General features: G+C 66.5%; 16 protein-coding genes. All 16 read right to left on the bottom strand.

Annotation, left to right across the window (positions count from 1 at the left end):
• Positions 1-48: 48 nt before the first annotated feature.
• Positions 49-405 carry a hydroxyisourate hydrolase gene (uraH, locus tag GXY01S_RS05255; RefSeq protein WP_061272617.1) on the bottom strand — a complete coding sequence of 119 codons (357 nt, stop codon included), beginning with the start codon at positions 403-405 and terminating at the stop codon, positions 49-51.
• Positions 402-929, bottom strand: a complete 528-nt coding sequence (gene uraD / locus GXY01S_RS05250; protein ID WP_061272613.1) for a 2-oxo-4-hydroxy-4-carboxy-5-ureidoimidazoline decarboxylase — start codon at positions 927-929, stop codon at positions 402-404. Before uraD ends, uraH begins: the two co-directional genes overlap by 4 nt.
• The gene (gene puuE, locus GXY01S_RS05245; RefSeq protein ID WP_061272610.1) at positions 926-1,837 is read right to left on the bottom strand and encodes an allantoinase PuuE; all 912 of its coding nucleotides are present in this window, start codon (positions 1,835-1,837) and stop codon (positions 926-928) included. Before puuE ends, uraD begins: the two co-directional genes overlap by 4 nt.
• A 20-nt stretch (positions 1,838-1,857) precedes the next feature.
• Positions 1,858-3,087 (bottom strand): pyridoxal-phosphate-dependent aminotransferase family protein, encoded by a 1,230-nt coding sequence (locus GXY01S_RS05240; RefSeq protein ID WP_061272607.1) that lies wholly within the window; start codon positions 3,085-3,087, stop codon positions 1,858-1,860.
• A complete protein-coding gene (locus GXY01S_RS05235) occupies positions 3,084-4,355 on the bottom strand; it encodes an allantoate amidohydrolase (RefSeq protein ID WP_061272604.1) in 1,272 nt (423 codons plus the stop codon). Before GXY01S_RS05235 ends, GXY01S_RS05240 begins: the two co-directional genes overlap by 4 nt.
• Positions 4,349-5,941, bottom strand: coding sequence for a gamma-glutamyltransferase family protein (locus tag GXY01S_RS05230; RefSeq protein ID WP_061272602.1), 1,593 nt, complete (start codon positions 5,939-5,941; stop codon positions 4,349-4,351). The genes GXY01S_RS05235 and GXY01S_RS05230 overlap by 7 nt, the downstream gene beginning before the upstream one ends.
• Positions 5,935-7,308 (bottom strand): AtzE family amidohydrolase, encoded by a 1,374-nt coding sequence (locus GXY01S_RS05225; protein WP_061272598.1) that lies wholly within the window; start codon positions 7,306-7,308, stop codon positions 5,935-5,937. Before GXY01S_RS05225 ends, GXY01S_RS05230 begins: the two co-directional genes overlap by 7 nt.
• On the bottom strand, positions 7,305-7,541 hold the full coding sequence (locus GXY01S_RS05220) for a DUF4089 domain-containing protein (RefSeq protein WP_061272595.1): 237 nt from the start codon (positions 7,539-7,541) through the stop codon (positions 7,305-7,307). The genes GXY01S_RS05225 and GXY01S_RS05220 overlap by 4 nt, the downstream gene beginning before the upstream one ends.
• A 42-nt stretch (positions 7,542-7,583) precedes the next feature.
• Complete coding sequence (locus tag GXY01S_RS05215) at positions 7,584-9,032, bottom strand: SidA/IucD/PvdA family monooxygenase (protein ID WP_061272592.1); 1,449 nt, start codon at positions 9,030-9,032, stop codon at positions 7,584-7,586.
• Positions 9,033-9,206: 174 nt separating this feature from the next.
• Positions 9,207-10,163 (bottom strand): LysR family transcriptional regulator, encoded by a 957-nt coding sequence (locus GXY01S_RS05210; protein WP_061272588.1) that lies wholly within the window; start codon positions 10,161-10,163, stop codon positions 9,207-9,209.
• Positions 10,160-11,014 carry a xanthine dehydrogenase accessory protein XdhC gene (gene xdhC / locus GXY01S_RS05205; protein WP_061272585.1) on the bottom strand — a complete coding sequence of 285 codons (855 nt, stop codon included), beginning with the start codon at positions 11,012-11,014 and terminating at the stop codon, positions 10,160-10,162. The genes GXY01S_RS05210 and xdhC overlap by 4 nt, the downstream gene beginning before the upstream one ends.
• A gap of 5 nt (positions 11,015-11,019) precedes the next feature.
• Complete coding sequence (gene xdhB / locus GXY01S_RS05200) at positions 11,020-13,368, bottom strand: xanthine dehydrogenase molybdopterin binding subunit (RefSeq protein ID WP_061272582.1); 2,349 nt, start codon at positions 13,366-13,368, stop codon at positions 11,020-11,022.
• The gene (xdhA, locus tag GXY01S_RS05195) at positions 13,361-14,851 is read right to left on the bottom strand and encodes a xanthine dehydrogenase small subunit (RefSeq protein WP_061272713.1); all 1,491 of its coding nucleotides are present in this window, start codon (positions 14,849-14,851) and stop codon (positions 13,361-13,363) included. Before xdhA ends, xdhB begins: the two co-directional genes overlap by 8 nt.
• Positions 14,852-15,077: 226 nt before the next feature.
• Complete coding sequence (locus tag GXY01S_RS05190) at positions 15,078-16,427, bottom strand: amidohydrolase family protein (RefSeq protein ID WP_061272580.1); 1,350 nt, start codon at positions 16,425-16,427, stop codon at positions 15,078-15,080.
• 102 nt (positions 16,428-16,529) lie between these two features.
• Entirely contained in the window at positions 16,530-18,026 is a 1,497-nt protein-coding gene (locus GXY01S_RS05185) for a Ppx/GppA family phosphatase (RefSeq protein ID WP_061272577.1), read from the bottom strand.
• 45 nt (positions 18,027-18,071) lie between these two features.
• Positions 18,072-20,369 (bottom strand): RNA degradosome polyphosphate kinase, encoded by a 2,298-nt coding sequence (locus tag GXY01S_RS05180; RefSeq protein WP_061272574.1) that lies wholly within the window; start codon positions 20,367-20,369, stop codon positions 18,072-18,074.
• Positions 20,370-20,405 lie beyond the last annotated feature (36 nt).

Raw genomic sequence — 20,405 nt, 5'->3', positions numbered from 1 at the left:
TGTTATCTGAAGCTTTTTGAAAAAAGCTTCACCAGAAACGTCTGGTTTTCAGCTACCGCGATAGGTTGAAAAACCGAACGGCGAGGCCAGGAGCGGCACGTGGTAATGCCCGCCTTTGCCATCCGCCCCCGCTGCCGCAATGCCGAACGCAATCGGCACCACATCAAGGAAAGGCGGCTCGGACAAAGCAGCGCCCTGCGCGCGGAAATAGTCCGCCACGGCAAATTCCAGCCGGTAGGCGCCGGGGCGCATCTCGCCCATCTGCGCGCCCAGTTCCGGGCAGCGGCCATCGGCGTTGGTCACGCCACGGAACAGGCAGTCCTGCCCGGCCCACAGGCTTATGGCCATGCCAGCGGCGGGCCTGCCCGATACGAGGTCGAGCACATGGGTGGAAAGCGTGCTCATATTTCATGCTCCAGGCGTTCGAGCACATCGGCCAGGCGAAGGGCTGCGATCTTGTTGATCTCGGCCAGCGCGGTCTGCTGCTCGACCTCGGGTGTGTTTTCCAGACGGGTCCGCAACCCGTTGAGGATGGCCTGCTTGTCCGAGCGCCGCACGCAGATGATGAAGGGCATGCCGAATTTGGCCGCATAGGCCTCATTGAGCGCACGAAAACTGGAAAACTCATCCGGCGTCAGCCGGTCCAGCCCGGCGGAGGCCTGCTCGGCGGCAGAGGCCGAGGTGAGCGTGGGGTCAACCCCCATGCGCTGCGCCAGTTCGGGGTGAGCGCGGATGAGGGCCATCTTTTCGGCCTCCTGCGCCTGTTCCAGCACCAGCGCCATGCTGGCCAGCATGGCTTCGTGCCCGCTGAAGGGCCCATGGCCATGGGCGCGCTGGGCAACCCACGGCGAATGCTCGTATATCGGGCCAAACAGTTCCACAAACCGCACGGCGGAGAGTGAATTCACCCGGTCAAAAACGCGGTTCATGCTGGGTGCGTCTCCAGCCAGTGCCGCGCGATGTCCAGCCGGGTGGCGACCCATACCTTCTCGCGCTGGGCAATATAGTCAAGGAAGCGCGCCACCGCCCGCGCACGGCCGGGGCGGCCCGCCACGCGGCAGTGCAGGCCGACCGACATCATGCGTGGCCTGTCCGCCCCTTCCTCGTACAGTTCATCAAACGTGTCGCGCAGGTAGTTGAAGAACTGCTCGCCTTCGGTAAAGCCGTTCAGCGCCACGAAGCGCATGTCGTTCACATCTAGCGTATAGGGCACGATCAGTTGCGTCCGACCCGTGCTGCGGTCGTAATAGGGCAGGTCATCGGCGTAGGAATCGGCGTCGTACACAAAGCCGCCTTCCTCCGCCACGATGCGGGCGGTGTTGGGGCTGGTGCGGCCCTGGTACCAGCCCAGCGGGCGCGCGCCGGTCAGCTTTTCATGCAGCGCGATGCATTCAAGAATATGGGCGCGCTCCACAGCCTCGGGCACGTGCTGGTAGTCGATCCAGCGCAACCCGTGGGAGGCGATTTCCCACCCGGCCTCCTTCATTGCTGCAACCGCTGCGGGGTTGCGCGCCATGGCGGCGGCCACGGCAAACACCGTGAGCGGCTGTTTGCGCTGCGTAAAAATGCGGTGCAGCCGCCAGAACCCGGCACGCGAGCCGTATTCATACAGGCTTTCCATCGCAATGGCGCGGGCGCCGGGTATGGACTGCGCCCCCACCATCTCGGACAGGAATGCCTCCGACCCGCGATCCCCATGGAGGACCGAGTTCTCGGCCCCCTCCTCGTAATTGATGACGAACTGGACCGCGATCCGCGCCCCGCCAGGCCATTTTGCATCTGGCGGGTTGCCCGCATAACCAACCATGTCGCGCGGATAGGCACCTGTGTCAGACATTACGCCGTGGTCTCCCATTATCAGTCGTTATAGGCGGCAAGGGCGGCATCAACGCCCGCGCCTGCGGTCAGGCCGTGGCCTTCATGGCGCAGCACGGTCTCGAGCGCGCCCATGGTCAGCAGCACCTTGTGCTTCTCGGCGTTGTAGCCCATGGCCCCGATGCGCCAGATCTTTCCCTGCAGAGGGCCGAAGGCGGAGCCGATCTCGATCTCGAAATCCTCGCGCATGCGGCCACGCACCTTTTCGCCATCAATGCCCTTGGGAATGTACACGCCGGTCACGTTGGTCATGCGGTGTTCGTCGCCGCCAAACAGCTCCAGCCCCATGGCGCGCAGCCCGGCGCACACCGCGTGCGATGCGGCGGCATGGCGGGCGAAGCGGGCCTGCAGCCCTTCCTCCAGCACCACGCGGGCGGCTTCACGCGCGCCGTACAGCATGGTGGTGGCCTCGGTATGGTGGTTGAGCCGCTTTTCGGACCAGTAATCCATCACCATGGCCAGATCGAAATAGTTCGACGGAATGCGCACGCGCGTGCCGTCCGTCGTGTCGCTACCGCGAATGCCCGCCTCGACATGGCGGCGGGCGAAGATGTGCTCGGCCGCGCGGTCGGAGATGGTGATGGGTGCCGAACCCGGCGGCCCGCCCATGCACTTCTGCAACCCGCCGCTCACCACGTCCACGCCCCAGCGGTCGGTGGCCACTTCCATGCCGCCCAGGGTTGCCGTGGTATCGACATAGGACAGCACATCATACTTGCGGCACAGCGCGCCGACGCCATCGAGCGGCTGGGCCATGGTGGTGGATGTATCACCATGAATGCAGGCCAGCACATGCGGGCGGTGGGCTACGATGGCATCCTCGATCTGCGCAAGGCTGGCCACCTCGCCCCAGGGCAGGTCCAGCGTCACGATCTCGGCGCCGATGCGCTGCGCGATCTCGGAGAGCAGCAGGCCGAAACGCCCCGCGCGCACGATCAAAAGCTTCATGCCCGGCTCGACCAGCGAGACGAGTGCCGCCTCGATGCCTGCCCGCGCCGTGCCATCGACCAGTAGGGTCCAGCGGTTATTGGTCATGAACACCTGACGGTAGAGTTCCATCGTCTGGTTCATGTAGTCGGTCATCTCGGGGTCGAACTGGCCCAGCATGTCGGCCGCCATGGCGCGCAGCACGCGCGGGTGGGCGTTGACCGGCCCCGGCCCCATCAGCAGCCGGGCGGGAGGGTTGATCTGGCCGAAAAAGGTCTGGGTCATCCGAAATGTCTCTCAAAAAGTCCAATAAAGGCGATCATCGCCCGCAGGGCTGAATCAGTATCCGCATCGGTTACGGATTCAGCGGGGTTATGGCTGATGCCACCCGCACAGCGGATGAACAGCATGGAAACCGGGGCCAGATGCGCCATGATCATGGCATCATGCCCGGCCCCGCTAACCAGAAGGCGCGGGTCGGCCCCCGTCACGTCGCGCACGGCCTGTTCCATGAAGGTGGTCAGGCGCGGATCACATGGTGTCGCATCAAGATCCTGCTGCATGCTGATGGCAAGTTCCAGCCTGCGCGTCTTTGCCACCGCGTCGGCCACGGCCAGGATTTCGCGGGCGGCCCGGTCACGCGCCGCATTGGTGCCCGCCCGCACGTCAAGGGTGAACACCACCTCGCCCGGCACCACGTTGGCCGCGCCCGGCATCACGTCAAGCGATCCCACGGTGGCCACCAGCCCGTCAGTGCCCGCGCGGCCAATGCGCTCGGCGGCGAGGATGATCTCGGCGGCTCCCACCAGCGCGTCACGCCGCAGGTCCATCGATACGGTGCCCGCATGCCCGGCCATGCCGCGCAGGGTCATGCGGTAGCGATGCTGGGCGGCAATGGCGCTGACCACGCCCAGCGCCCGGCCCTCGGCCTCGAGCACCGGCCCCTGCTCGATATGCGCCTCGACATAGGCGAGGATGTTTTCGCCCTTGCGCGATGCCGCATGCATCCGGCCAGCATCCAGCCCGAATTCAGCCAGCGCCGTGGCCAGGGTTGCGGTATCCGCCCAGTCACGCATGGCGGGATCGGGCGTGTCCAGCACGCCCGCCACGGCGTGCGAGGTCAGCATGCCGGACGGGAAGCGCGACCCCTCCTCATCGCCAAAGCCTATGACCTCCAGCGCGAAGGGGAAGCGTTTGCCCGCTGCCGCGAAATGGGCCACGGCCTCGATGCCGAGGATGACGCCGAGCATGCCATCAAAAAAGCCGCCATCGCGCACGCTGTCGATATGCGAGCCAAGCAGCAGCACCGGGGCATCAGGCGCAAGCCCCTCGTAGCGGCCCAGCAGGCTGCCCGCCGCATCCATGCGCGTGGTCATGCCCGCCGCGTGCATCCATGTAGCCAGCCGGTCGCAGGTGGCGCGGTAGGAGGGGCCGAGATAGGGGCGGAACAGCCCGCCCTCCATCTCGGAATAGGGCGCACGGCCCAGTTCGGCGCAGCGTGCCACCGCGCGCCGGCCCGAAGGCTGATTAATGCTGTCCCGTGCGTTTACCATGCGGCGACACACCCATCACTGCGCGGGTCGGACGCCCCCTCCAGCAGGCCGGATTCATGGCGCACCAGCGCGCCCGCGTGCCCCATGACGGAGGAAAACGGCGCCACGCGTTCCATCTGGTGGCCTGCGGCACTCATGCGGGCAATCACCTCGGGGTCGAAGCGGTCCTCGTATTTCAGGCTGACGCTGGATTCCCCCCATGTGCGGCCCAGCAGCCAGCGCGGCGCGGTAATGGCGCGCTGCAGCGGCATGCCATACCGTGCGTAGCGGGTGAACAGGGCCGCCTGTGTCTGGGGCTGGCCTTCGCCGCCCATTGTGCCGTACACCATGGTCCGGCCATCCTCGAAGCGCGCGCCCGCGGGGTTGAGCGTATGGAACGGCTTGCGGCCCGGCCGCAGCCCGTTCCACCCCTGCGGGTCAAGGCCGAAGCTGGTGCCCCGGTTCTGCCACACCACGCCGGTGCGCGGCAGCACCACGCCGGAGCCATATTCAAAATACAGGCTCTGGATCATGCTCACGGCCAGCCCGTCGGAATCGATCACGCCCAGCCACACCGTATCGCCCTGCTGCGACTGCCACGGCCAGGGGGCCGCCTTGTCGGGATTGATGCTCGCTGCCATGCGGTCGAGCGCCTTGCGGTCATCAAGGATGTCCTGCGCCTGCACGGTCATGTAGGCGGGATCGCCCACATGCGTGTCGCGGTAGCGGAAGGCCTGCTTGGTGGCCTCGACCAGCCCGTGCAGGTAATCGAAATCATCCGCGTTCGCGGCCTTGAGCCGGTCAAACAGCGCCAGGATCAGCAGCGAGGCCACCCCCTGCGTGGGCGGCGCCATGTTGTACAGATCCGCGCCGTGAATGCGGGCATGGAGCGCGGGCTGGTGGGTTGCCCTGTGCGCCTGCAGGTCGGCCAGGGTGAGCGGACTGCCAAGGGCCTCCAGATCGGCGGCGAGTTCACGCGCCACCGTGCCGCGATAGAAGCTGGAAAGCCCTTCATCAGCCAGTTGGCGCAGGGTTGTTGCCAGGCGCGGGTTGTGCAGGATGTCGCCTGCCTGCGGCAGCTTGCCGCCGGGCATGAACTGTGCGGCAAAGCCGGGCACGTTCCTGAGTTCTTCCACCTTCTGGCGGGTGATCTCGGCGGCGCCCGCCGTTACGGGCACGCCCTGCTCGGCATAGTACAGCGCATCGCGCAGCACGCGGCCTAACGGCAGGCCCGGCGCCATGGCGTGGCTCCACGACAGGGCCATCTCCCACCCCGATACGGTGCCCGCGACCGTATTGGCCGCAAGCGGGCCACGCCACGGAATCGTGTCATGGCCCGCCGCGTGATAGAACGCGGCATCCGCCCTGCCTGCCGCAGCCCCGCAGGCATCAATGGTTTCAACCCGTCCATCGGGCCACATGGTCAGCCAGAAGGCATCCCCCCCGATACCGGTCATATGCGGATAGACCACGGCCAGTGCCGCGGCGGTGGCGACAGCGGCCTCAATGGCCGTGCCGCCTGCCTTGAGCACGTCAAGGCCGGCCTGGCTGGCAAGATGGTGGGGGGATGTGACCATCCCCCGGCATGAACGTGGCGTATTCAGCATGCCTGCTCCTTTTGCGCATAACCCGCATCAAGCGGGCGGCAGGCGGCAAGGCCCGCGCGCTGCAGTTCGGCGGCCACGGCGAACAGTTTCGTCTCGGCCCCCGGCGCGCCGATCAACTGGATGCCCAGCGGCAGGCCGTCCACGGCCAGCGGGGTGGCCAGCACCGGCAGCCCGGCCAGGCTGATGGGCTGGGTATAGATACCCAGATTGGCCCGCGCGGAAACACTTTTGCCATCCACCATGATGGAAGGCTGGTCGATACGCGGCGCAACGCCCACCGTGGTGGGGGCCACCAGCACATCGGCCTGCGCAAAGGCCGCATGCACCTGCGTGCGGAACCACCGGCGGAAGCGCTGCGCCTGCACGAAGGTGGCCGCAGGCAGCATGGCACCCGCCATGAGGCGATTGCGGGTGGCGGGGTCATACTGCATGGAGCGCCTGCGCAGGCGGGGCAGGTGCAGGTTGCCCCCCTCCGCCGCACTGATGAGGAAGGCAGAGGCCCGCGCCCGCGCCACTTCGGGCAATTCGATCACGCTGTCATGGCCCAGATGCGCCATCACGCCATCAATCGCAGCCGTCAGTCCGGTGCTGACATTGCGGGCAAACCAGCCCCCCAGCCGCGCCACTTTCACCGATGCCACATCAGGCAGGACCGACACGTCCCGGCCTGACATGATGCCGTACACCGCCACCAGGTCTTCAAGCGTGTCGGCCATGGGGCCTGCGGTATCGAGGCTGGCCACGAACGGATAGACCCCGCGCAGCGGCACCTGCCCGTAAGTGGGCTTGAGCCCCCACACCCCGCACAGCGCGGAGGGGATGCGGATCGAGCCATTGGTGTCCGAGCCGAGCGTAAAGGGCAGCAGCCCCGCCGCCACGGCGGCGGCCGACCCGCCCGACGAGCCCCCGGCCAGGCGGGCGTGGTCATGCGGGTTGCGGGTCGTGCCGTTATGCGCGTTCTCGGTGGAGAAGCCGTAGGCAAATTCATCCATGTTCAGGGTGGCCACCGGCACGGCGCCTGCGGCACGCAGGCGGGCGATGACGGTGGCATCCTCGGTGGCGGGCAGGTTGTCGCGCAGCACGATGGAGCCTGCGGTCGTGACCTCGCCGCGCACGTCAAACAGGTCCTTGACGCCAAAGGGCACGCCCGCGAGCGGGCCGGGGTCGCGGCCCGCGGCAATGGCCTTGTCCACGTCCTCGGCCTGCGCCACGGCGGCGGGACCAAGGATGCGGGTCACGCTGTTGAAGCGGGTATCACGCGCCTCGATATCGGCAATGACCGCCGTGACCACGCCAACGGCGTTGCGGCGGCCTGCGCGTATGTCAGCGGCGATGCCAAGCGCTGCCCCCATGGCGCGCGCGGTCATGGCGCATACTCGTAGGCTGGCTCGCAGTCATCGGGCAGCACGAAGCCTGCCACGAGGTCGGCATAGCCCTGCAGCAACGCCGTATTGGCCACGACATCAGGCAGGCAGGCCACCGGAATGGTCAGGCCGATCATCCGGGCCATGTCTGCCACGGGGGGCACCTTGTGGTCAGTGCTTGCCCCCGCGCCGGCAACACCCGGCGCGGAAGGTGAAAGGCTTACAGCGCTACTCATCTACTCACTCTCTCCCGAATGGATAAATCTACCCGGGGTGCATCATGCAACAGGAGGATCGAGACTGACTAGTTCCGCCACGTCATAGGACAGCAGACTTTCAAGGTGCTGGCGGCCATCGGCCACGTAAAGGTCACGCCCCAACCCGTGGGCGAGGCGCTCGACGCCAAAGCGCATGCCGCTGATCGAGGCCCCCGACAGCCCCATGCTCGGCGTGGCCGAAAACGTGAAATTGTGAATGTTGGCAAGCATGGGCGCCAGCGGATCATCCTTGTGGCGCGGCAGGAACTGGTAGCAGTCGCCCAGGTAGGGATAGCTTTCCAGCACCGCGCTCTCGGCATCGGCAGGCGCTTTGTAGCGCTCGCCCCACAGGGCGACGGAGGGGGCGAAGGATGCGGTCTCGGGCCTGCGGGACAGGTCGGTGGCGAAGCCCGTGCCAATGATCACGAAGTCAAAGCGCATCTCGCCGGTGGGCGAATCGACCACGATCTCGTCGCCCTCCATGCGGGCACCCGTCCAGGGGCAGCCGGTACGGTAGGCGAAGTTTGCATGCCTGCGGCACCGCCAGAACGTATCCTGCGGCGGCGGCTGGTTGAGGTCGAAGATGCGGCGCATGAAGCCCCAGCGCAACTCATCGGACAGGGCGGGGTAATAGGCGAGGAAGCCGGTATTCTCCATCCACCGGTACGGGTTGATGGAGGGAATTTCCTTGCGGCGCAGGCAAAGCGTCACGCTGCCCGCACCTTCCTCGAGCGCGGTCGCGGCATTATCGAACGCCGAGGCCCCGGCGCCGAGCACGCCGATGCGCTTGCCCTTGAGCGCTGCAAAATCGATCGCCTCGGATGTATGGGCATAGCGCTCGCGCGGCAGGCCGTTGCGGATGAAGTCGGGCACATGCCACGTGCCACAGCCCTCGATGCCGGTGGCCAGCACCAGCTTGCGGGCATAATGCACATGGCTCGTGCCATCGGGGCGGCGGAAGGTGAGGCGCAGCAGGCCATCCTCCCACGTCACACCCGTGAATTCGTGATCATTGGCCACCGGCAGGTCGAGGATGTCGCGGTACCAGTCAAGATAGGCCTGCCAGTCCCCACGGGGGATCTTGTCCAGCTTTTCCCATGCCTGCGCACCATACTGCGCCTCATACCATGAGCGCGGGGTGAGCGAGGGCACGCCAAGGTCGGGGCCGGTCACGTATTTGGGCGTGCGCAGCGTGATCATGCGCGCGAATGTCACCCACGGGCCTTCCCCGCCTTTTGATGCCCGGTCGAATATGCGCACATTGGTGATGTTGTTGCGCTTGAGCGCAAAGGCCGTGGCAAGGCCGCCCTGCCCCGCGCCAATGATCGCCACATCAAGCACGCGCTGGCCATCACGTTCGATGGGGGGAACCCATTCCTTGCGCGGATAGCGGATGATTTCCAGGTCACGGCGCACGGCTGCATCGAGCGCTGCCAGCCCCCCGTCTTTCGGCTGCATGTTGGTATCCATCTGCGGGTCCCCATCTGTTTTTTTCGGCTTTGGCTGATGCAGCCCCGCATGACGTCCCCCGACGTCATGCGGATATCCCCCAACCGCACCACGATGGGTTGATCTAATCAGCCCGCTGGGTGTTTCGTCCAGTAGAATGATTTCATCATTCCGTTGCTTAAATCGCAACAGAGCTCAGACCGCGCGCTCGTCGCTCACGCCCTGCACGCGGCGCAGTTCAAGGCGCAGTTCCTCGATCACGGTTTCAAGCAATGGCGGCAGCCAGCGGGATTCGCGCACATAGGCCCCGAGGTCGGTCACGGCGCGGGTGTCACGCAACGGCACGTGGCGCAGGCTGTCCTGGCCGGGCTGCACGCCCACCGCCAGCGGCGACTGGAAGGCCAGCCCCGCGCCTGCAAGCACCATGCGGTTGGTCAGTTCGATCGAGCCGGTATGCAGCACCACGTTCAGCCGGTCCTGCCACGGGCGCAGCATCGGCTCCATCACGCGGTAGAGCGAGAGCGTGCGCGTGGGCAGGATCAGGCGGTAGGCCACGCATTCCTCCACCGTGACCGTGCGCAGGTGCGCCAGCGGGTGATCGGCGCGCACCACGGCACCAACGGGAAAGTGCCCCACCGCCACCCGCCGCAATTCGGGGTAAAGCGCCAGCGAGAACGCGATGCCAAGGTCGACCCGCCCGTCCTGCAATGCCGAGACGATGGTCTTGGGGGCGCCGACCTCCACATGCAGCTCAACGGTGGGGAAGGCCGAGATGATGCGCTCGAGCAGCGCGGGCAGGAGCTGGCCTGCTATGCCTTCCACCGCCATGATGCGCAGCCTGCCGTCATGCCGTCCGGACAGGGCGTTGATCTGCTCCTCCGTGCGGGCGGCATCCTGCATCACGGTCACGATGTGGCGGGCCATGATGGTGCCCACCTCGGTCAGGACCATGCCTTCGGGCAGGCGATCGAACAGGGGCGCGCCGATCTCGGCCTCCATCTGCGCGAGCTGCCGCGTCAGCGCCGAGGGCGTGACATTGAGCCTGCGCGCCGCCTCGCGGATGGAACGGCATTCCCGCACCGCATTGAAGTAGGAAATGCCCCGTGCGTGCAGGCGCATCATGCGGGGCGTGCGCGAAAGCGGATCGTTCATAAGCGTGTCTCATCCCCATCTGCATCACCTTCTTCCTGTGGCGCGTGCAGGAAGCGCGTGACGATTTCCGCCGCCACCAGCGCCGCGATGACCGGCGGCCGCTTGTCGCGCACGCCCTGCCCCCCGATGGGGCAGACCATGGCATTGATGCGGTCTTCGGGCAGGCCGAGCGCACGGAAGGCCATCTCGAAGCGGCGGCGCTTGGTGTGCGAGCCGATCAGGCCCACATAGCGAAAATCGCCCCGTTCAAGGATGGATGCAACAATCAGGCTGTCAAGCGCGTGGCTCTGCGTCAGCACCAGCGCGCCGGAGCCTGCGGGCGCATCGGTTACAAGACGCTGCCAGTCGCCATCATCATGCACGTCCACGCCGGGGGGAATGACGGGGCCGAATTCATGCGGGCGCGAATCGCACCAGGCCAGCCGCAGCGGCAGCGGGGCCAGCACATGGGCCAGCGCGCGGCCCACATGCCCTGCCCCGAACAGCACAAGCAGCGGGGCCTCGCGGCGCTGGCGCTCGAGTTCCGCCATGATGGCGTCGAGCCCACTGCCATCGGGCATATCAATGAACAGCATCACCTCGCCGCCGCAGCACTGCCCGGAACGGCCGCCAAGGTCAACGCGCAGATCCTGCGCCCCGCCCCCCGTGTCCAGCAGGGCGCGGGCGTGATGGACAGCGTTCCATTCAAGCTCGCCACCGCCCACCGTGCCGGACTGCTCCGTGGGCGTGACCAGCATGAAAGTGCCCGCCTCGCGCGGGGTGGAGCCACGCGCGGCGGATACGCTGATCCGGGCAACGGGCTGGCCCATGAGCCGCCACCGGGCCAGATCGGCGCGCATTTCCATGCTCATGGGGTTCAGCGGGCCGGAGGCCGGTCGCGGCGCAGGCGCTGTGCCGTGCGCAGGATCATCTCCGGCGTGGCGGGCGCATCGAGAAGGGGGCAGGTGCGGTAGCCATCAAGGCTGGCCAGCGCATCCGATATCGCCTGCAGCACGGACACCCCATGCACGAAAGGCGGCTCGCCCACCGCCTTGGAGCGGAAGATGGTGTGCTCGCGGTTGGGTGCGTTTTCCAGCAGGTCCACATTGAACACGCGCGGGCGGTCGGAACAGGCGGGAATTTTATAGGTGCTGGGCGCGTGCGTGCGCAGGCGGCCTGCCTCGTCCCACACCAGTTCCTCGCAGGTCAGCCAGCCAGCACCCTGCACGAAGCCGCCCTCGATCTGGCCGATGTCGAGGGCCGGGTTCAGCGACTGGCCTGCATCATGCAGGATGTCCACGCGGTCGATCCTTGTCTCGCCGGTCAGGAGGTCGATCACCACCTCCGAACATGCGGCCCCGTAGGCGAAGTAATAGAAGGGCCGCCCCTGCCCCGTATCGCCATTCCACGAGATCTTGGGGGTTTTATAGAACCCGTTGGCCGACATGGACACACGCGCGAAATAGGCCTGCCGGGTCAGGTGCGAGAACGCGATGACCTTATGGCCCACATGCACGCCATCGGGCGCGAAACGCACTTCGTCCTCGCTCACGTTCCAGTGGCTTGCAGCAAATTCCACCAGCCTGCGCTTGATGCGGCGCACGGCATCAAGCACCGCCATGCCATTGAGGTCCGCCCCGCTCGAGGCCGCCGTGGCCGATGTGTTGGGCACCTTGCCGGTGGTGGTGGCGGTAATGCGCACCTGATCGGGGCCAAGGCCGAATTCGCGCATGGCCACCTGCACCATCTTGGTGTGCAGCCCCTGCCCCATCTCGGTGCCGCCGTGGTTCACCTGCACCGAGCCATCGGTGTAGACATGCACCAGCGCGCCTGCCTGATTGTAATGGGTAGCGGTGAACGAGATGCCGAATTTGACCGGGGTGATGGCAATGCCGCGCCGCAGGTAGGGGCTGGTGGCATTGAATTCGCGGCATGCCGCGCGGCGCTGCGCATAATGGCAGCGCCGGGCCAGTGCGGGCAGCAGGTCGTGGGTGATCGAGTCCTCCACCACCATGTTGTACGGCGTGACGTTACGGTCATGCGTGCCATAGACGTTGCGCTGGCGGACCTCGAGCGGGTCGAGGCCGGTGGCGAAGGCAATCTCCTCGATCACGCGCTCGGCGGCGACAATGCCCTGCGGGCCGCCAAAACCGCGATAGGCGGTGTTGGACTGCGTGTTGGTGCGCAGCGGCTCCGAGCGCAGGCGCACATCGGGGTAGAAATAGGCGTTATCGGCATGGAACAGCGCCCGGTCGATGACCGGGCCGGACAGGTCGGCCGACCAGCCGCACCGCGCGGCGAGCACCATGTCCACCGCCACGATCCGGCCTTCATCGGTAAAGCCTGCATCGTAATCGATCACGAAGTCATGGCGCTTGCCGGTCATGGTCATGTCGTCATCACGGTCGAGGCGCATCTTGGCGGCCCGGCCCGTCCTGTCGGCCACGAGGGCGGCGAGGCAGGCACAGGCATTGGCCTGCGTTTCCTTGCCGCCAAAGCCGCCGCCCATGCGCCGCACCTCGACGGTAACGAGGTTGGCAGGACGGTCGAGCACATGGGCGACCATATGCTGCGTCTCGGTCGGGTGCTGGGTGGAGGAGGTGACATGCATCTCCCCCTCTTCACCCGGTCGGGCCAGCGCCACCTGCCCTTCAAGGTAGAAATGCTCCTGCCCGCCCACCGTAATGCGGCCCGAAAGCCTGCGCGGCGCGTGTTCCAGCCCGGCCAGAACGTCGCCGCGCTTCATTTCCATGGGCCGCCAGACAAGCGGGCTGCCGTTTTCGCGGGCCTGCGCGATATCGACGATGGCGGGAAGATCCTCGTATTCCACAACCGCCAGCCGCGCCGCGCGCCGGGCGGCACCGCGCGTGGTGGCAGCGACCACGAACATCGGCTGGCCGTAAAAGGAAACAATATCCCTGGCCAGCAGCGGCTCATCGCCCTTGCCCACCGGGCTGATCTGGTTCTCACCCGGTATGTCGGCCGCCGTATAGACCGCCACCACGCCCTCGGCCTGCTGCACGGCGTCAAGGTTCATGGAGGCAATGCGGGCATGGGCGCGCGCGCTCAGGCCGGGCACGAGGTGCAGCGTGCCACGGGGTTCGGGCAGGTCGTCAATGTAGCTGGCCGTGCCCTGCACATGCATGGCCGCACTTTCATGCCGCAGGCTTTGCGATGCGCCACCGGGCACGGGAGCGGCGGTGGCCGCGATGTTTGCATCAGCCATGAGCGTGGTCTCCCGTGGCGGTGCAGGCGGCATGCACGCTGGTGGGCACGCGGGCGGCCTGCGGCCCGCAATCGGCATAAAGCCGGGTGAGCAGGTTGGCGGCGACCGTGCTGCGATACCATGCACTCGCCCGCATGTCGGTCAGGGGGGTGAAATCGGCCATGATCGCCGCACGCGCGGCTTCCAGCGTGGCATCATTCCACTTCTGGCCCGCAAGGGCTTCTTCCGTGCGTAATGCACGGCGCGGGGTGGCCGCCATGCCGCCAAAGGCGATGCGCGGGTTACTGATGGTGCCATCGGGCGCAAGCGTGAGCGAAAACGCACCCAGAATGGCCGAGATATCCTGATCGAACCGCTTGGACACCTTCCAGCCGCGGATGACCGTATCAGGCGCGGGAACGGGAATGGTGATCCCTTCCACAAATTCGCCCGGCGCGCGGTCCTGTTTGCCGTAATCGATGAAGAAATCTTCCAGCGCGAGGGTGCGGCGCGTATCGCCCCGGCGCAGATGCACGGTAGCTCCTGCCGCAATCAGCACCGGCGGGCCATCACCAATGGGCGAGCCGTTGGCGATGTTGCCGCACACCGTGCCCGCATTGCGCACCTGCACCGAGCCGATGCGGCGGAACACCTCTTCATCCGGCTGGGGCAGGATTTCCGCCAGTGCGGCGCGGGCTTCCTGCCATGTCACCGCCGCACCGAGGAAAAGCCCCTGCGGCGTCACCTCGATACGCCGCAGGTCGGCAATCTGGCCAATCGCAATCACATGCGGCAGGTCGCGCAGGCCCTTGGTCACCCACAGCCCCACATCGGTGGCCCCCGCCACGATGCGGGAATCGGGGTTCTCAAGCAGCGTGTGGGCCAGCGCATCCACCGTTGCCGGAATGGTCAGGCGGCCCGTGGGTCCGGCCATGTCAACCGTGGTGCCATCGCGCAGGGTGCGCAGGCGCGCGGCCATGTCATCGGCCATCGCATCGAAATGGTCAGGCCCCGCCTGCATGGCGTGGCGCATGGCGCGCACGATGGGCGCATAGCCGGTGCAACGGCACAGGTTGCCTGCCAGCATGTCGTCAATGCCGCGTTCATCCTGCCCAAGCCCTGCCGCCTTGCGGCCCGCCACCATGGACATGACAAAGCCCGGCGTGCAGAAGCCGCATTGCGAACCGTGATGGTCTACCATGGCCTGCTGCACCGGGTGCAGGCTGCCATCAGGCGCGCGCATGTCCTCGATGGTGAGCACCTGCGCGCCATCGAGCATGGACACGAACTGGATGCACGCATTGACCGCGCGCCAGACCAGGCGTTCGCCCTCCAGCCTGACCACGAGCACCGTGCAGGCCCCGCAATCGCCCTCGTTGCAGCCTTCCTTGGTGCCGGTCAGGCCACGTTCCTCGCGTAGCCAGTCCAGCAGCGTGCGTGTTGGCGCGATAGTGGCCAACTCATGATATGCGTTTCCGACATAGAAACGGATATAGCGTCTGATCCCCGTCAAACCTGTTCCCTTGTTCCTGTGGCCACGGACTGCCTCACCCCCCTCAAGGCAGACAGCCGGAACAGCCATTGATGTTTCGTGTTCCCATCATATGGGAAGGTGATCCTACGCTGTCACCCTGCCCCAACGCAAAGGGGCAATGCCATGATGCATTTTTCCAGAATGTCGCCTTTTAAAAAAAAGGCGGCACCCGGAAACTTTCATCTCTGGCCTGTTTTCAAACGGATAACCGCGCCGCCTGCCGCAGCCGCACCGACAGGCCGGGCCGGAATGCCGGGCAGGGCACATAGGCACCGCTGCCTGCCCCTTCCTGCAGCGCGCCATCGCGGAACGCCACCACCCCGCCCCGGATCACGCATTCTGGCTGGCCGCCCAGAGCAATGCCGCCATACAGGCCGCCCGCGCTGGCAGGGCGCATCTCCTGCGCATCGGGGTTCCACAGCACGAGGTCGGCATCAGCACCCGGCATGATGGCGCCCTTGCGGGGGTAGATGTTGAAGGCCATGGCTGCCGCCTCCGATGTGGCGCGGACGAATTCCTCCGCCTCCATCACGCCCGCCTGCACGCCGTGCCGCCACACCACGCGCATCCGCTCGGCCAGCCCCCCTGCCACGCCATGGCCCGCCCGCCCTGCCGGGCTGAAGCCGCTGGCCACCATGCCCACCGCGCCACAGGCCAGCGCCCCCCACAGCGCCCGCCGGTGCGTGCCGTCGCGCAAGGGCGGGCGGATCAGGTAGGGGGAAGCGTCATCGGCGTCATACACCGCCTCATCGAGCACAAGATGCGGGGCCAGCACATGCGCCTGCACGCGCTCGGCCCGGGCGCGGGCGGCGATGATGGCGGCACACGCGCCCGCCGTTGAAACCGGCCCGACATGCACGGGTGCCCCCACCAGCCCCGCCAGCATGATGGCCCGGCCCACGGCGTCCGCCTCAATGGCGGGCGGGCAGGCCAGCGGGCAGGCTTCGGCTGCGCTCACGCCTGCATGGTCAAGGGCCGCGCGCAGGTACGCCATGGCCTGGGCATTCTGCGCCTCGATAATGCACAGGGCGCCAAGGCCCGCGGCATGGGTTGCCAGATCAAGAATGTCACGATCCGCCATGCCCGCTGCCATGGACAGGTGAAAGCTGTTGACCCCACGGCCCGCCAGCATGTCCATGCCGCCCATGACTGCGCCACCGCCACCCGGCAGCCCCATGCACAGCCCGACATCAACCGGCGCGTGGGCCGCAGCCTGCCGCCAGTCGCGCCATGCCTGCGCCATATCACCGCCCTGTGGCTGCATCACGTCGATCACGGTGGTGGTGCCGCCAGCCAGTGCATCGCGCGTTGCGGCAAAACCAACCGCATCCGCACCAATGCCGGTATGGGGGTCAACCCCGCCCGGCAGGACCAGCAGGCCATCGGCGTCAATGATCGTGCAGCCGCTGGGGGCTTCAAGCTCAGGCCCCACGGCTAGGATTTCCCCCACGCCGCCGCACAGTACGTCCACCCGCAGGCTGGCCTGCCCCGTGACCACCGTGCCGCCGCGTATCAGCAGCAGGTCGCGTTGCGCGCCGTGCTTCATTGCTGCCCTCCGTCACCGATCTGCCTACAGGCTATCGTGCAGACGCCGCCTTTTTGAAAAAAGGCGGCACCCAAAAACTTCTATTCCGATTCAGTTTCCAACTTAGTGATCGCGGATGCGCACCGACATGTCCATGGCGCTGCCCAGGCGTTCGAGCCTGCGGCGCACGCTTTCGCCCTGCACCACGTCGCGCCCCGGCGCGAAATGCAGCGACAGCGTGCCGCCCGCCATTTCCAGCCGCGTGCCATCAAGCAGGGCTTCCGTGCCGCCACTGACCGTGTAAGCCAGCCGGAGCGCCTGCCCCAGCACCACGGCACGGGCAAACTGCGCGGGGTCAAGCAACTGCCGCGAGGGTTGCAGATACGCCACCGACAGGTCAGCCCCGTAGCGCACCGCAAGCGTAAGCGACAGGAAAGCCCGCGCCTGATGCGTAAAGCCCACGCCCTGCAGGCGCAGGATGCGCAGATAGGTCTGCTCGGCGCGGTATTCCGGGTGGTCATGCGCGCCGACATCCGAAAGCCAGCACGCCACCGTGCGCAGGCGGGCGGCCACGGGGTCATCATCGGGGAAGAGCGGCGCCGTCCAGTCCGTCAGGCGTTCGGGCAACTGCATGCTGCGCCCGAGCATGCTGCACATCTCGCGGGCCACGGCCTGCTGCGGGTCGTTATCGGCAACGCTTGCGGCGACATTGCGCATGTACCACCCCTCGCGCAGGCCATCGACACAGAAGACCAGCCCGTTGGGCTGCGCATGCCGCATGAGCCGGCGCAGCACGGTGGCGGCAAACGGCGCATCATCAAGCCGCTTGCGCGGCACGTTGGGCAGGCGCTCGATCGAACGTTTGTTGGCGCTCAGGATCCAGTCCGTCATCTCGCGCGCGGTGTCGGGCGCAAGCTGATAGAGATGCACGATATTGAGCGGATAGGCCGTGCGCGCGATCTGCATGCGCGCCAGCGCCCGAAAGGCGCCACCCACCAGATACAGATCCTGCCCGCGCACGGCCTCCAGCCAGTCCACGCGGGCCAGGTCTTCATCCACCAGCGTGCGTGCCCGGGCCAGATCGCCATCGGAGCGGTCATCGAGCCGGATCACCCCCAGCGGCAGGGTGCAGGCATCACACTTGCGCCCGTTCTCGATGCGGATCAGTTCAAGCGAGCCGCCGCCAATATCGGCCACCAGCCCGTTGGCGTCGGGTATGCCGCACAGAACGCCGGTGGCGGAATAATCGGCCTCCTCCTCCCCGCTCAGGATACGGATGGGCACGCCAGGCAGGCGCGATTTCAGCCCCGCCACGAATTCCGGCCCGTTGGTCGCATCGCGCACGGCCGCCGTGGCCAGCACCTCGAACGGGCTTGCCTCCATGCCGCGCGCAATGGCGTTGAAGCGGGCCATGACCTCCATGGCCAGGGGCACCGCCTCCTCGTTCAGCCGGCCCGTGGCGTTCAGCCCCCGGCCCAGCCTGAGCACGACCTTCTCGTTGAAAATAGGCGCGGGATTGCGCGAAATGCCGTCAAACACCACAAGGCGCACGGAATTCGAACCCAGATCAATGACCGCCGAACGGCGAAACCCGCCAGCACCCGTCACATCGCGCCCCATATGCTGCCCGCGCGTCCTGCCTTGAGCGTGCCCATGCCGTAATCCTCAGTCCTCAATAATCTGTTCCGCATGCCACGGCTGCGATGCGCTGACCCGGATCGGGGCTTCTGGCGCGCCACGTACCGGGTAGCCCGGATGCTCCATGAAATACTCATGCGATGAAAAGGGCCTGCGCCCCGGCTCCAGCCGCCGCCAGACTCCGTTACGCTGTAGAATCCACGACTGCAGGTTGTCTTTGAGATCGATCATCATGATCTGGTCAAGCACGCGGGCATGAATTTGCGGGTCGAGCATGGGCACCATGCTTTCCACCCGCCAGTCCATGTTGCGCTGCATCCAGTCCGCCGAGGAAATGTACAGCTTCGCCTGCTTGGATGGCAGGCGGTGCCCGCCACCAAACGCATAGATGCGCGCATGCTCGAGGAAGCGCCCCACGATGGACTTGACCTTGATGTTCTCCGAAAGGCCGGGCACGCCAGGGCGCAGGCAGCAGATGCCACGCACCACCGCCACAATGCGCACCCCCGCGTTGGATGCGGCATACAGCCGGTCGATCAGGTCGGGATCGACCAGCGAGTTCATCTTGAGCCAGATCTGCCCCGGCCTGCCCGCCTGCACATGCGCGATCTCGCCTGCGATCAGGTCTTCAAGCGTGCGGCGGATGGTCACGGGCGAGAACGCGATCGCCTCCATCTTGGCAGGCATGGCGTAGCCGGTCATGTAGTTGAACAGCCGCGCCGAATCGCGTGCAAGCTCAGGGTTGCACGTAAAGAACGACAGGTCGGTATAGATCCGCGCCGTAATGGGGTGGTAATTGCCGGTGCCAAAATGCGCGTACGAGCGCAGGCCACTGCCCTCACGCCGCACCACGAGGCTGAGCTTGGCATGGGTCTTGAGGTCGGAGAAGCCAAAGACCACCTGCACGCCCGCCGCCTCGAGCGCGCGGGCGAGGCGGATGTTCGCCTCCTCGTCAAAACGGGCGCGCAGTTCGACCATGGCGGTGACCGCCTTGCCTGCTTCCGCCGCCTCGATCAGCGCTTTCACGATCGGGCTGTCACGCGATGTGCGGTACAGCGTCTGCTTGATCGCCACCACGGCGGGGTCGAGCGCTGCCTGCCGCAGGAACTGCACTACCACGTCAAAGCTTTCAAACGGGTGATGCACGATCATGTCGCGCGCGCGGATGGCGGCGAAGCAGTCGCCCCCGCAATCGACAATCCGCTCGGGGAAGCGCGGCGTGTAGGGCGGGAACAAAAGGTCGGGCCGGTCATCGACGATCAGCTGCTTGAGGTCCACCACCCCGATGAGCCCGGACTGCACGAACACTTCATCAGGCGGGGGCGCAAGCCCGTCGGCCATGGAGCGGGCCAGGTCCTCGGGCATGCGCGATTCGATATCGAGATGGATCACCACGCCACGCCTGCGGCGCTTGAGCGCACTCTCATACGAGCGGACCAGATCCTCCGCCTCGTCCTCGAATTCCACATCCGTGTCGCGCACCACGCGCATCACGCCCCAGTCGCCTGCCACGAGGCCGGGGAACAGGCGGTCGATGCACATGACAATCAGGCGCTCGAGCAGGATGAAGCGCGTGACGCCGGGCGGCGAAAGGGCATCTGGCAGGCGGATGAAACGCTCGATGCGCGCGGGCAGCAGGATCAGCGCCTCCATCACGAACTGCCCGGTCTCGGCATTCATCAGCCGCAACGCCTGGGCTATGCCCATGTTGGGGATGAAGGGCAGCGGGTGGGCGGGGTCGATGGCCAGCGGCGTGAGCACGGGGAAGACGCGCTCCATGAAGCAGCTCTCCAGCCATTCCTGTTCCTCGGCGGTGAAGGAGATTTCATCGCGCACCACCACGCCGGCGGCATCGAGTTCGCGCTGCAGGTCGCGCCAGATGCGCTGCTGCTCCTGCAACAGCCGCCCCGTGCGTTCGCGCACGGCGGAAAGCTGCTGCTGCGGCGTCAGCCCGTCGGGCGAGGTCTTGACCAGCCCCTCGCGCACTTGCCCCACAAGCCCGGCCACGCGCACGGAATAGAATTCATCAAGGTTTGACGCGCTGATCGACAGGAAGCGCACGCGCTCGAGCAGCGGGTTGCGGGGATTGTCGGCCTCGTCAACCACGCGCTGGTTGAAGTCGAGCCAGGACAGTTCGCGGTTGATGAAGCGGGCGGGCGATGTGGCGTCGATCCGGGTTTCAGGCGCCTCGCGCAGGGCGACCTGCCGCCCTGCCGCTTTGGTGGAGGTTGCGCGGCTGCGCGCGCGGGGCGCCGGTTTTGCGCCCGTGGCAGGCTTGCGTGGCGTTCTGGCCAATGGATTCGCGCTCCCGTTCGGCGGTGGCATTGCTTGTTGCAAGTGATTCTAGACGACGGAGCATCC

The sequence above is a fragment of the Komagataeibacter xylinus NBRC 15237 genome, assembly GCF_001571345.1.
Taxonomy (GTDB): Bacteria; Pseudomonadota; Alphaproteobacteria; order Acetobacterales; family Acetobacteraceae; genus Komagataeibacter; species Komagataeibacter xylinus.
This window is presented reverse-complemented; position numbering and strand designations above follow the sequence as displayed.